This is a genomic window from Methanosphaera sp., from assembly GCF_016282985.1.
GTDB lineage: Archaea > Methanobacteriota > Methanobacteria > Methanobacteriales > Methanobacteriaceae > Methanosphaera.
Genome location: NZ_JAEELZ010000002.1, coordinates 1 through 13,884 on the forward strand (window position 1 = coordinate 1; position 13,884 = coordinate 13,884).

General features: G+C 32.4%; 13 protein-coding genes. 4 read left to right on the forward strand and 9 right to left on the reverse strand.

The window, feature by feature from the left end; genetic code table 11:
- Positions 1–365: 365 nt before the first annotated feature.
- From mcrA to mcrB, 4 genes are read right to left on the reverse strand one after another with little or no spacing between them, the layout of a single operon-like run.
- On the reverse strand, positions 366–2,024 hold the full coding sequence (gene mcrA, locus QZZ11_RS00020) for a coenzyme-B sulfoethylthiotransferase subunit alpha (RefSeq protein ID WP_292472316.1): 1,659 nt from the start codon (positions 2,022–2,024) through the stop codon (positions 366–368).
- Positions 2,024–2,821 (reverse strand): coenzyme-B sulfoethylthiotransferase subunit gamma, encoded by a 798-nt coding sequence (gene mcrG / locus QZZ11_RS00025; protein ID WP_292472319.1) that lies wholly within the window; start codon positions 2,819–2,821, stop codon positions 2,024–2,026. The genes mcrA and mcrG overlap by 1 nt, the downstream gene beginning before the upstream one ends.
- A gap of 6 nt (positions 2,822–2,827) precedes the next feature.
- The gene (gene mcrD / locus QZZ11_RS00030) at positions 2,828–3,340 is read right to left on the reverse strand and encodes a methyl-coenzyme M reductase operon protein D (RefSeq protein ID WP_292472322.1); all 513 of its coding nucleotides are present in this window, start codon (positions 3,338–3,340) and stop codon (positions 2,828–2,830) included.
- 17 nt (positions 3,341–3,357) lie between these two features.
- Positions 3,358–4,686, reverse strand: a complete 1,329-nt coding sequence (gene mcrB, locus QZZ11_RS00035) for a coenzyme-B sulfoethylthiotransferase subunit beta (protein WP_292472326.1) — start codon at positions 4,684–4,686, stop codon at positions 3,358–3,360.
- Between the two features lie 600 nt (positions 4,687–5,286).
- Between mcrB and QZZ11_RS00040 the strand changes: the two genes are divergently transcribed.
- Positions 5,287–6,216, forward strand: a complete 930-nt coding sequence (locus QZZ11_RS00040; RefSeq protein WP_292472329.1) for a hypothetical protein — start codon at positions 5,287–5,289, stop codon at positions 6,214–6,216.
- A gap of 222 nt (positions 6,217–6,438) precedes the next feature.
- On the opposite strand, the gene QZZ11_RS00045 is transcribed toward QZZ11_RS00040, so the two are convergent.
- The 3 genes from QZZ11_RS00045 to QZZ11_RS00055 are packed head-to-tail and all read right to left on the reverse strand — an operon-like array spanning position 6,439 to position 9,242.
- Positions 6,439–7,872 carry a Ni/Fe hydrogenase subunit alpha gene (locus QZZ11_RS00045; protein ID WP_292472331.1) on the reverse strand — a complete coding sequence of 478 codons (1,434 nt, stop codon included), beginning with the start codon at positions 7,870–7,872 and terminating at the stop codon, positions 6,439–6,441.
- A 19-nt stretch (positions 7,873–7,891) separates the two neighbouring features.
- A complete protein-coding gene (locus QZZ11_RS00050) occupies positions 7,892–8,809 on the reverse strand; it encodes a F420-nonreducing hydrogenase (protein ID WP_292472333.1) in 918 nt (305 codons plus the stop codon).
- Positions 8,810–8,813: 4 nt separating this feature from the next.
- Entirely contained in the window at positions 8,814–9,242 is a 429-nt protein-coding gene (locus QZZ11_RS00055) for a hydrogenase iron-sulfur subunit (RefSeq protein ID WP_292472336.1), read from the reverse strand.
- 574 nt (positions 9,243–9,816) lie between these two features.
- On the opposite strand from QZZ11_RS00055, the gene sufC reads away from it, so the two are divergent.
- Positions 9,817–10,554 carry a Fe-S cluster assembly ATPase SufC gene (sufC, locus tag QZZ11_RS00060; protein WP_292472338.1) on the forward strand — a complete coding sequence of 246 codons (738 nt, stop codon included), beginning with the start codon at positions 9,817–9,819 and terminating at the stop codon, positions 10,552–10,554.
- Position 10,555: 1 nt separating this feature from the next.
- Positions 10,556–11,773, forward strand: a complete 1,218-nt coding sequence (locus tag QZZ11_RS00065) for a SufD family Fe-S cluster assembly protein (protein ID WP_292472340.1) — start codon at positions 10,556–10,558, stop codon at positions 11,771–11,773.
- A 148-nt stretch (positions 11,774–11,921) separates the two neighbouring features.
- Here the strand turns inward: QZZ11_RS00065 and QZZ11_RS00070 are convergent, their stop codons facing one another.
- Positions 11,922–12,191 (reverse strand): PRC-barrel domain-containing protein, encoded by a 270-nt coding sequence (locus tag QZZ11_RS00070; protein ID WP_292472342.1) that lies wholly within the window; start codon positions 12,189–12,191, stop codon positions 11,922–11,924.
- 99 nt (positions 12,192–12,290) lie between these two features.
- Positions 12,291–12,884, reverse strand: a complete 594-nt coding sequence (locus QZZ11_RS00075; RefSeq protein ID WP_292472343.1) for an NTP transferase domain-containing protein — start codon at positions 12,882–12,884, stop codon at positions 12,291–12,293.
- Between the two features lie 123 nt (positions 12,885–13,007).
- Here QZZ11_RS00075 and QZZ11_RS00080 point away from each other — a divergent pair, with 123 nt between their 5' ends.
- Entirely contained in the window at positions 13,008–13,880 is an 873-nt protein-coding gene (locus QZZ11_RS00080; RefSeq protein ID WP_292472345.1) for a zinc metalloprotease HtpX, read from the forward strand.
- The last annotated feature ends 4 nt before the right edge of the window (positions 13,881–13,884 follow it).

Sequence of the window (13,884 nt, forward strand, 5' to 3'; positions counted from 1 at the left end):
AATAATCTATTTTTAACAAATTTTATAAAAAAAAATCTCTTAAAAAATCTAATTTTTAAATTAAAATAAATAAATATTATAAAAAAAGTTTTTTATAAGGAAAATAGCATAAGGGTCATGTTTTCTAAGTAAGTACAAATTATTCCTCAACTATTTCCAGTAAAAGTATAATAATAGAAAAATAAAGGAAGAATGCAGATCGTACCTCATCTACGATTGTAATACGGGCCGTACCTTGCTAATTCCAATATCAACTATTATTGAATATATTTCAATACTTAAAGTTTACTTGGAAAACTTCACTACTATATATATTCCTTGTTATATATAAATATACCCCTATTTTTCCTTAAAATTTAACCCAATTATAAAGCTGGGTTGATTAAGTCACGTTCACCGCTAGGCATGAATTCTCTGATTGCACCTTTTGCGATACATTTTCTTGGGTGAGCCCAATCGAAGAGTAAGTTGTTATCTGCAAATGCTACTTTGATTAATGGGTTAAGTGCAAATGCGTCTCCTCTTGCTGCGTGAGGTGCTTGAGCAATACCTGCATATTCAGGTTGGTGACCTACGTTCATTGCATAGTTAGGGTAGTTAGGACCTCTTAATTCGTGTATAAGACCTTCGTCACTTCTTATGGATAAGGAGTTAGAAGAACCACATTGATCTTGTAAGTCGTAACCGTAGAATCCTAATCTGCTGTGACCTTCTTTGTGTAATAATTGACTTAAGTACCATCCGTTTACACCTGCGTTGGAGTTAGCAGTTGCGAATGCTACTGAACAACCTGCACCTGCTGCAGCTACACATGCTCTTTGTGATCCACCGAAGTGGTCTTCGAGTGCTGCTGGTACTTCGTATTGTTCTAATGCGTATAAAGTTACTTCACTTGCAATGTCTCTTACTACATCGGTTGTTGCTTCAGCTTGACATAATCCACCGTAGTTTTTCTCTACGTAGTCTTTACCGTAGTAAATGAAGTCGTCTAAGATTTCGTCAGTGTATGCTGCTGTAGCATATTGAGTGAATCCTACACCACCAGACATGTATGAACCTAACCATACTTGGTCGTATAATGGGGATGCTCCACCGATTACTTCTAAAGTAATTTCTGCTGGGTCGTCAGATACTCTGCTGGTTTGTACCATATCAGAGAATGCACCGAAGGTTACTCCTCCAGGTTCGTTAGGACCTCTTGCTCTTCTTGCTGGCATTGCGCTAGCCATGGAAATTACGTCTGCGTGTTTTGCTGCGTATGAGAAATCAGCAATAGCTGCTTCCCCTGCACATAATTTGTATGCAGAGATGAAACTCATACCGATTTGCATAGCAGACCATCTTGAAGTGGTACCACCGTCACAAGCACGTACTACTAAAGTAGGTACTCTTGATACTTGGTAAGTTTTTTTACCTATGTATTTTTTGAGTTGTTCTGCTTGTTCTTCAGGGAATTCTTTGTTGATGTCGATAACAAATCTTTGATCTAATTGATCTACTAAGTCGTCGTCACCAGAGAAGATTTTTGCGTATGAATCTACTACTAATCCAGGGTCTACTTCTACCATGTGTTCTTGTACTACTGCTCCTCCAGGGAGTGCGTGGTTGATTGTTTCTAAGTACTCGTTGATTGTTTCAGGAGTTACTTCTACACCTAACCTTTGTTCAAGTACACCGTGTGCTGTATCCATACCTACGATAATTGTTCTTTTAATATCGTCTACTAATTGTTGGATAGCAGAGTTGTTACAGAAGTGAAGGTCGTCCCCTTCAACATAAGTGTCTGTACCAGATACTTGGTAAGCCATTAATTTTCTTTGTCCGAGAGGTACCCCGATATCTGGGTTGTAGAATGGTAATCCTCCACGAGCTTCCATAGCTTTTTCAGCTTGTTCATTAAATTCTCTTTTTCTTGCGGATTGTTCCCATCCACCATAGCAGTAATATTTAGTGTTTTGTTCTTCAGGGTCTTCATCGAATTTTTCTTGTAAAGCCTTTAAGAATAATTTTTTCTCATCTACCATTAGTTACCACCTAATTTACTTTGTAAATCGTCGTTGAATACTTCTAAACCATATCCACCAGCAGTTCTTGCAAAGTGTACTTCTTCTACTACTTTAATTACTTCAGGGTCATCTCTTAAACTTACATTGTCGTATCTGTAAATTGTAGTGATTTCTTTAAGTTTGTCTTCTGGTAATGGTTCTCCTACTGAAATAGGTTCGTCAAGTTCTACACCTACTTGATTTTTTACGTATTTTACTACGCCTTCGTCTTCATCAAATACGTATCTTTGTAATGCGTCGAACATTAAACCGTTTTCGTCGAGTCTTAATGAGTGACCGTGTACGGTTGCTCCTCTTAAACCTGTTTTAGCTGGGTCGAAGAATTCGGATTCAATTAATAATTTGGAAGTTTCTTCTAAGTCAGATTCTCTCATTTCAACTACTTGTCTTCCTGAAAGTGTACCTGTATCTACTCCTCTGAATCTTCTCATGTATGATCTAGCTCTGTCGTATGGTTGAGCTGGTGCGTTATACATGGAATCTGCGAATTGTACGTATCTAATACGAATTCCTTTTTTAGCTCCGTCGATTGGTTCTACGAAGTCTTTCATATCATCTGCTTCAAAGTCCATTTCGTCGAGAGGTGGGTGTACTGTTTTGTAACCTTCCCCTGGATTTCTGTGACTTAAAAGTTTTACTATATCGTCATCTGCAATACTTCTTAGTATTTCGAGTTCATAATCTGGGTTTGAGTGTTTTCTACGGTTTTCCGCAATTTTACTTTCCCCAGGATAATATTGTACGTCATATGCCATTTACAATCACCTGATATATCTTACAGTTTCTGATGATTTTGCATTTGGATCAACTAATCCAATAAGTCTAGAATCAATTTTTTCTTCGAATCCTTCTCCATATTTCATGAAATCTGAAACAGAAGTTTGATTCTTAGTGAATACTCCAACTTTGATATCATAACCAAAGCTTAATGTATCATTCAATATTTGATCCACTTGTTCTACAAAATCTTCGAGATTGTCTAATTGGACTGTTAAAATTATTTCTCCAACAGATACACGTAGTGGAACATCATTTCCCTTTACATTAATAGTTTTTCTATCCGTGTGGTTAACAGGTAACCCTTTTGCAGGACCAAAATTAACCATCGTTGGTAATGATTCACCATTTATTAATACTCTTAATACTCCATCCAAAACCAATACTTGATTCAATATTGTTTCAGTTGTACTAGGTTTTAAAATTCTGTATGGGAAAATTTTTACATCGGTTGCTTTTATAATATTTTCATTTTGTCCTTCTACTTCTGTTGACATGATTTAACATCCTATAATTAGAGTGTATCTTTTACTTGACAAGCTCCTTCAGCTACATATTTAACTGGTTCTCTTAAATTGTCTACTCTACCATATACTTCTCCAACTAATGCTGATGTAGCTTCTACAGAGAACATCTGAGTACCTGCATCTAAGGACATAGCTGCTGTGTTACATGGAATTGCGTATCCTTTACTGTGTCTTGTTACTACGTGGTTACCGTTGAAAACACCAGGTCCTCCTCCACCGTAAATACCGTGTGAGAAGAAACTCATACCTACACCAGTACCCATTACTCTACCAAAGTCTACACCTGGTAAACCTGCTTCGTATTCTAAAATATCGTTGAAGTAAAGAATGGATGATGCGATACCTTGTGCTGCTCTTGCTGCACCTACGTTTACAATTACAGATGCAACGAGACCTGCTGCTGCATATGCGTTCCATAATGCCCAGTCAACTGGTTCGTATAATTTGTATCCGGAAGGTAATGTTTCTTTTACTTTGATTACTCCATCGTCTAATGCTCTAGATAATAAACATACTACAACATCTCCAAGAGTACCTTTTCCGTTTTCTTTTACTAAATCGTAAACTAAGTTGTTTGCGTTTAATCCTTGGAATGCTAAACCTAATAAGTGGCTTCTTTCGAATGCACCGATTGCGTCACCCATTTCAAAGGTAGCTGTTTGTTCTAAGATAGAAGATAAAGCTACTGCGTTGAGAGTGTTTTTCTTAGTAATAGCTACTACGTGGTTTGCACCAATGTTTCTTAAACTGTAACCTAAACCTTCAAGGTGAGTGGTTTGACCTAATAAAGTGGTTAAAGCTCCACCTAATTGAACGTTGTGTGGGTATCCACCCATAGCAGCAGTTTTAATTTCTGATGCTTGGTATTTGTTAATATCGAAAGTGTCGATAATAGCTTGGATTAAAGCTGAACCTGTTGCTAATGGTGCAACTGAGTAGTCACCTGCAACTTTTAATCTTTCTGATGGTAATTGTACTAATACTTGTTTTCCACCATTTAATAATTCTAAGTTAAAATCATCGTCACAGCTTACTCTTAACATTTTTGTCATTTTGTCAGCAATTGCATCTGCATTGTCGACAATAGCTAAATCTAATTCTCTACCTGGAATAAAGTTAGCTTTTCCACCGTAAGCTCCGCTTGCTAATGATTTTTCTATTCCTGCAAGGTTTACAGCAACAGAACGCTTAATTTCTTGTATAATATTTTTAATTGTAGGGTTTACTATTGGACTGATTGCTTCTAGAGGTACTTGTTCTTCTAAAAGTTTTCCATCTACCCCATATAAATCTATTTTGTCTTCATATGTTGGCATTTATATGTACACCTCTTAAAATAGTATATTCATTAAGAAATGAAATTATCATATTCATTCCGGGTTATAAATTTCTTATTCTTTATTTTCACATCACTAAATAAAAATCTATTCATCAAATATTTAGTTGGTAAAAATAATGATGAAATATTAAATAGTAATACGTGTTTTTATATTGCTAAAGTGAAAAAAAATTCAGTATAAAACTTAAATAAGATAAAATATACCCTCCAACTGTCTAAAATACATTTCCATAATTGTGTTCAAATATTTATACAAAAAACACACCCAAAAGTTTAGGATATATTTAACCGTTTTAAAGTACGTTTATTAGAGTAATACAAAGATAAACATTTAGAATATTTTGTATTATTTTGTATTTGTAATAAATATTCTTACAATTGAAATATATAATAAAATAAACATATAAATGTTTTCAATTTTTAAAGAAAAAAAGTAAAGTAATTATAGAATTATTATAGATTTATCAAGAATTAAATAAACACATTCTTAATAATTTTAATCAAACTATTAAGTTAATAGATAATTAATAAAAATAAATTAAAATATTTGTATATTCAAATAATGATGGGGTTCTATATGATTAAAAAAAATATTAATTATAATTTACCAAATGATGTTGATTTAAATGACATAGAGTGTTTTTTTAAATTAGCGGAGAAAAATAAGCTGGAAAAAATATTCGATTTATCTGAAGATATTAATAGGAAAAATTTTGAAAAATTAAGTTATGAATGTAACATTTATTATCCGACTGTTTATCAAATTGAAGATAATTGTCCTACCTGCGGATATAGAACAAAGGAATCCAGACGAAAATATACTGAAGATTTTATCATCAAAAGCATTGAACATAAACTGGAAAATATTGAGAATTATCCCATATCAGGAATAAATTGTTATAACAAAGACATATCAGGAATCCGTGAATTAATGTTTATACTAAATGCATTAGATAAAAAGAATAATTTAAAAATCAACGTAAGAGTCTCAAATTTTGAACATGTCAAACACTTAAAAAATTATAATATTAATTCAATAATTATCCAAAGCACAAAGAATAAACCCCATGCATTTAATAAGAATACTGATGAAAATATTGTAAAACTTGAAGAAGAAACCATAAAATACATTAAAGAAAACATGAATTTAAAAGTGACGTATGAATTTTTAATTAATTATGGAGAAAGTTATGAGGATATACTAAATAAAATTTTGGAAATTAAAAAATATAATGCGGATTACATTGAAATTATAGGTTATGATCCTTTCATTGATAGTCCCGAAGAATATAATCCCCAATATACTAAAGAGTATATATTAAAAATTATAGCTTTACTAAGAATTACATTTCCAAATAAAGAATTAAAAATACAATATGCGACAAACGGTAACAATTTCCTAGATGAATACAAAAAAATTGGTATCAATACAATTACTGGAATATATACTAAAAACCTAAACAGTAATCTGGAAAATACGCATATTTTAGAAATTAATAAAAATTAAAAAAAATGAGAATTAAATCAAATAAAAAAAGCATAGATTCATTAGTTAAGAATTAATTCTTATACTATGATTCTATGTTCCGAAAAGTATTATTTTAGTCATATTAAGTTATAAGACTGGATAAACAAATAATACTGTTTAACAATCTATTAAAAAAATGAATTGAAGAAAAAACTTCAACTCATTGTTCTTCATAAGAAGAATGTACTTATTTTAGTTTACTTAGATTTTTTTTACTAAGTTACCCATGTGATCATATACTTCTACAGTAGATAATCTCATTTGGGTATCTAATTGGTGAGTTGCACATGAAAGACATGGGTCGTATGCACGGATAACCATTTCCATTAAGTTGAAGATTTTGTCGTCAACTTCTACACCAGGTTTGATGTATGTGTTTGCAACTTGTTGAATACCCATTTCCATAGCTGGGTTGTTTTGTACTGTAGCTACAATAATGTTTGCTTCAGTTACTAAACCGTTTTCATCAGTTTTGTAGTGGTGAGTTAAAGTTCCTCTTGATGCTTCAACAATACCTACACCTTCACCGGTGATTTGGCTTCTGTCGATAGCTCCAGGACGTTTTTCTCCACTTAAGTCTCCTTCAAGACCGTCAACTGCTAATTCTGCTGCTGCAACTAATTCGATAAGTCTTGCTGGGTGGAATAATAATGTTTCTTGTGGACATTGACCGAATGTTGCTCTGAAATCATTTAATAATTCTTGAGCTTTTGGTGCTGCATCAGGCATTTTTTTACATGCGTTTAATCTGGATAATGGTGCTACTCTGTATACACCTTCAGGATATCCGATGTCTTTGATGTAAGGGAATTTTAACCAGGAGTATGGTTTTACACCTTCAGCCATGTAGTCTGTGTAATCTTGTGGTGCAAATTCAGCATATTCTTTACCTTCTTTGTCAACCATTCTTACATTACCGTTGTACATATCCCAACTACCATCTTGTTTATCTACTAAACCACAGTGGTAGGTGCTTACGTAACCTAATGTTTTGATTAAGTCTAAGTTTTCTTCAAAGATAGGTTGTGCTGCTTCCCAGGTGTCCATGGAAAGTTCTAAACATCTTTTTGCTTTTTCTAAGTCTTCAGCTTGTACTTCATCACTTAATTCAGTGGTGATTCCACCAGGAGTGTTTGATACTTGGTGAATTGGTCTTCCACCGATTGTTGTGATGATATCTTGTGCGTGTCTTCTTAATTCTAATGCTTTTCCTGCTAATTCAGGGTAATCTTTAATGATTTGGAAGACGTTTCTGGTTTTTCTATCTTTTCCACCGATAAAGTCAGGTGCACTTAAGAAGTAGAAACTTAATGTGTGAGAGTGGATAACTGAAGCCCAGTTCATGATTTCTCTCATTTTGTATGCGGTTGGAAGTATTTCATCATCGTTGTAACCGAATACTTGGTCACATGCTTTAGCTGCAGCTAAGTGGTGTTGTACATCACAAATACCACAGATTCTAGGTACGATTCTTGGTACTTCTTCAATTGGTCTTCCTTGTAAGAATTTTTCAAATCCTCTGAATTCCATTACGTGTAATTTAGTATCTTTTACGTTTCCTTCTTCGTCGAGGTCTACAGTAATTTTTGCGTGACCTTCAATTCTTGTTACAGGTTCTAATGTTAATTCTACCATTTATTTTAGCCTCCTACAATTAATCTCTTAGTTTTAATGGGATTAAAGCTGCTGGTAATGTGTAAGTATAGAAAGTTCCTACAATATCTTCTATTTGGTTTGCAACTTCTTCAGGATCAATTTCTTTATCGTTTTCTACACCGAAGTCAGAACCGATAGCACTGATCATTTTTGCTCCTGCATCTAATACTTTGTCAGTAGGACCGTAACATCCTCTACATGGAGTGTCTACAGAAGGACATTGTGCTCCACATAATGGTCTTGTTGCAGGACCTAAACAAATTATACCTTGTGGTACTAAACATAAGTCTTTGTCAGTTGGTCCAACTTCCCAAGGTCTTTTGATAGTATCCATTGCCATACCCGTAGGTGGTTTTTCTCTTTCACAAACATCACATAAGTTGTTGTCAGGAATTTCTGGAGCTTCCCCTTTAACTAATGCAATGAGTACTTGTGCAATTACATCTGATTTTGGTGGACAACCAGGTAATGCTGCATCCACTTTAATTACGTCAGATAATGGTCTTACTCTGCTTTCTAAGTGAGGTACAGATTCATTAGGGATAATTCCTTCAGGGTTAACAGTTGAGCATGAGTTAATGTATGCTTCAGTTGTTAATTCGTCGTTGGTGTGTAAGTTTCCAAGACCAGGAATTCCACCGAATTCTGCACATGAACCGTAAGCTACAACGAAATCAGCTTTTTCTCTTAATACTTCAGCTAATTCTTTGTTTTCATCGTTACGAATTCCACCTTCAATTAATATAATGTCCATTTCTGGAATTTCATCATATTTAGTATCCATAAGTACAGGACTGAATTCGAATTCTGCTACTTCTAATACATCTAATAATAATTCGTGTAAATCTGTAAATGCAATGTGACATCCAGAACATCCACCGAGCCACATAGTTCCTATTCTTTTTTTATCTGCCATGTACTTATTCCCCCTCTGCTAATTGTGCTTTAAGTGGTGAAGGACCTAATTCTTGAATTTCTGCAGTTACTCTTCTAATAGTACTTGCGAATTTTTCTCCTTCTGAAGCTGAAATCCAATCGTGTTGAACTCTTTGTTTTTCAATTCCAAGTTCATCTAATAATCTGTAGATTAATCTCATTCTTCTATCGAATTTGTAGTTTCCTGCATCGTAGTGGCAGTCTCCCATGTGACATCCACCGATGAATACTCCGTCTGCTCCTTCTCTTAAAGCTTTGAGTATAAATTGAGGTTCAATTCTTCCAGAGCACATTACTCTGATCATTCTTATGTTAGGTGGGTATTGCATTCTTGATGTTCCTGCAGTATCTGCTCCACCGTAACAGCACCAGTTACAACTGAAAACGATTATCTTAATATCGTCGTTAGCCATTATTTTTCCTCCTATTATAAAAACATGATTATTTAACTAATAATAACCATTTAAAATTTTAAATGATTTACATTTAAATTTAATAATTTAAACACGTGTTGTACTTTATGTACAATTGTACAATTAACTAAAATAATGTACAATATTATATCACTTTAACTATTATTATAAAGGTTATTTTATAGAAAAAACCGTTAAGTTTAAATATAATGAATGAAAATTTTAACTTTTTAAGAGAAAATTATATGGAATAAAAAATTTAAAAAAAGCTTTCAAAGTAAATATTCATTAAATAATTAGATTTTAGAGATATTTCAAAATAAGATATTATTACAAAAAGAACGGAAAACTTTAGGTTAACCTAAATAAAATATCATGATTTAACATTATATTATAGAAAAATACACCAAATTTAATATTTTTAATAAAAGGAAAATATTAAAAAATAACAATGTTATATAACGATGTTACATAACATTTAAAAATATTATAGAATATATAATTAATAAAGAAAAAGATAGAACGATTTTTTATATAAAATAAAATTAATTATAAATTAAATTTTGGTGATTAAATGCTACTTGAGATATCGGATTTAGAAGTAGAAGTAGAAGGAAAAAAAATACTTAATGGTGTTAACCTAATTATTAACGAAGGTGAAACACACGTTTTATTAGGACCTAACGGTGCCGGAAAAAGTACATTGTTCATGACAATATTAGGATTCCCAAATTACAAAGTAACGAACGGAAAAATAGTTTACAAAGGTCAAGACATTACAGAATTAGAAACTCATGAAAGAATTGCTTTAGGTTTAGGAGTTACATTCCAAAATCCACCTGCAATTAGAGGAGTAAAATTAAAAGATTTACTAAAAATCGTTGATGAAAGACACGAATACAAAAGTGACGATGAATTAGACGAAGAAGTAGTAAAATTAGGTGAAAGATTAAAATTAAACGAACAATTCTTAGAACGTGACGTTAATTTAGGTTTTTCTGGAGGGGAAGTTAAACGTTCAGAATTATTACAATTATTAGCACAACAACCTGATTTTATTATGTTTGATGAACCGGATTCTGGAGTAGACATTGAAAACGTTGAATTAATTTCTAAAGAAATTAGTACATTACTAGGCCAGGACGATGAAAACAGCAAAAAAGGTGGATTATTAATCACACACCTTGGTTACATCTTAAGATTTGTAGATGCAACACATGCACATGTTTTAATTGATGGTAAAATAGCTAGAACTGGAAATCCAGAAGAAATTATGACCGATATTAGAAAATCAGGATTTGGAGAGGCATAACATGGTTTCAATAAAAGATAAAGCAGAAAGTGCGGTAAATAAAAAAGCAAAAATAGGTGCAGATATAGATTTAAATGAATATCAAGCTCCTGATATAGATGCACATGAACATATTGATTCATTAGACGATTTAACTAAAAACGATAAAGAAACTTTAACAAGCGTAGGAATTATGACTGACGAAGAAGAAAGATCAGCTTCATTCTTACAAATGGATCAATCAGAAGTATTTGTTAATAATATGTACCCAGGTATAGAAATAATGAGTACTGCACAAGCATTAGAAAAATATGATTGGTTAGCAGATTACATGTGGAATGCTGTTCAAGTAGATGCAGATAAATATACTGCAACAACTGAATTAGGTTCACGAAGTGGATATTTCATAAGAAGTTTACCTGGTGCTAAAGTGGAACTACCTGTCCAAGCATGTATGTATATTGGTGAAGACACAGTAAGACAAACAGCACACAACATAATCATTGCTGAAGAAGGTTCAGAAATGAATATTATAACTGGTTGTTCAACTGCAAAACACGTAAGTAACGCAGCTCACATAGGAGTTTCCGAATTCTATCTTAAAAAAGATTCAAAAGTTTCATTTACTATGGTTCATAGCTGGGCTAAAGAAGTGGATGTAAGACCTAGAACTGGAGTAATAATGGATGACAATAGTACATACATCTCAAATTACATATTAACAAAACCTGTTAGAAACATCCAAGCTTACCCAACAGCATATGCTAACGGACAAAATACAAAAGTATTCTTCCAATCAATACTTGCAGGAAAAGATGATTCAGTAATAGACCAAGGATCAAGAACAGAATTAAATGGTATAAACTCTCAATCAGAAATGATTACCAGAGCAATTTCCGAAGATGAATCAACAATCATTACAAGAGGAGACTTACACGGAAAGGCTCATGAAGCAAAAGGTCACTTAGAATGTATGGGATTAATCTTATCCGATGACTCAAAAATATATTCCATTCCTGAATTAAGAGGAGACTGTACAGATATGGAACTATCACACGAAGCAGCTGTAGGAAAAATTGCTGAAGCAGAAATACAATACTTAATGGCAAGAGGATTAACCGAAGATGAAGCTGCTTCTATGATTGTTAGAGGTTTCTTAGACATTGATATTAAAGGATTACCTGAAGAACTTGCAAAAGAAACTAAAAACATCATGGATTTAAGTATGGAAGGAATGTAATATTTCTTCATATCTTTTTTTTAAAAAAAATATATTAAACTCCAAATAAAAAAAGACTATTTTTAAAATATGTATAAAAATTTTGTAAAATAAGATTTATAAAAAAAGTTATTGATAAAATAACCAATTGATTATTTTATATTCCGAATTATCCTGAGATAATAATAAATTCACCGACTTTTTCAACTTTACCGAATGGTATAATTAATAAGTCACCATTACGTTTTGCACCTTTAACATTAATATTTCTTTCAGTTTCTGTTCTAATAACAATATCGGTGATTTTTCCTGTTTTTTCATCAATAGTTAATTCTTCAAGATTTCCTAAGATACGAGCATTACTTGTAGCAACTTGATATCCTTTGATATCCGCCCATAACTTTTCTTCTCCTTTAATTAATTCCCTTTCATTAGTCATTACTGTCCACCTAAAGTTTTTATAGTTACTTATTTTGGTATAATTATGATATAATCTATGTAATCTAAACTATATATAATTTATTTTTTTTACAAAAAATCATTTTTTAATATAAATCTCTGATAAATTTAAATCATTCAATGTGTTTATGTTAAAAGCCAACTCAATGTTTTGTGATTGATATATTGTCTGATCTTGTTCATCATTATTGGCTAATAATAAATTTACCCCCGTCGGAACCAATCCCTCAAAAACCAGAGTAGGCTTGATACCATGTTCGATAAATAAAGATTCAGGAACTGAAACACACATAGCGGGTTTATTTCGTTCAAAATAATGTTTAAATACATCATCCAATTGTTCAGCAGTCACTAATGGCAAATCTGCAACAATGGTCATAATTACTTCATCTTTTTCAACATATTCCCTATTTGAAAGAACTTCAGATAAATCCTCAATATAACCTTTACCGGAAGTAGGCACTATTGTAACCGGAAATTTTTTCATGAATTTAGCCGTTAAAGGAGTGTTATCACTAACAGCCACCAATATTTTATCAACATATCTGGATTCCAACAACGCATCAACAACATAATTAATCATAGGTTTATTATTGACTTCAACCATAGGTTTTTCACAATCCAAATCCATCCTAGTTCCTTTTCCACCTGCCATAATTAATGCAGTAGTCATAATCACACCCAATACAAAGATTTTAATTTAAGATAATATTATTTATAATTAGAAGATATACTAAATATTTATTAATAGAAAAAAAAGATATTAAAATAATCAAATAATACGAAGGTAAAAGAAATGTTAGAAAATTTAAAAACCGTTATTTTATTAGGTTTTATGTCTGCAATTCTGGTAATAATTTTTGGATTCATAGGTAGCCTATTAAATTTAGGAAGACTGGGAATACTTATCGGAGTTTTATTTGCAATAGTTATGAATTTTGTGTCTTATTTTTATAGTGATAAAATAGCATTAGGTTCATATAATGCTCAAATTGTTTCAGAACAGGAATCACCAAATCTCCATAGAATAGTGGAAGATTTGGCTAATCATGCAGGAATCAAAAAACCTAGAATTGCAATAATCAGGTCAAATGATCCAAACGCATTTGCAACAGGCCGAAACCAAAGTCATGCAGCAATAGCAGTTACAACAGGAATATTGGAATTATTAAATGAAGAAGAATTAAGAGGAGTACTTTCCCACGAAATGGGACACATCAAAAATAGAGATATTTTAATAAGTTCCGTAGCAGCAACAATTGCAGGAATGATAGTGGCTGTTGCCAGTTGGGGTAGATATGCATTCATATTCTCAAATAATGATAATGGACTAATGGATGTTGTTGGTTCAATATTACTTGCAATATTAGGTCCATTAGCCGCTACAATTATCCAATTATCAATCAGTAGAGCAAGAGAATTTAAAGCTGATGCAACAGGTGCAGAAATTTGTGGAAATCCATTAGCACTTGCCAGTGCATTAAGAAAATTAGAATTTGGAACAACACAACATCCAATGCAAAATGCTAAAGAAACGGATGCTCATATGTTTATAATGAATCCTTTTGGAAATGCCGGTAATAAACTAAAAAATTTATTCTCAACCCATCCTGAAACAAGCGAAAGAATTAGAAGATTAGAAAGTATGGCAGGAAGACCATTAAACTAATTTT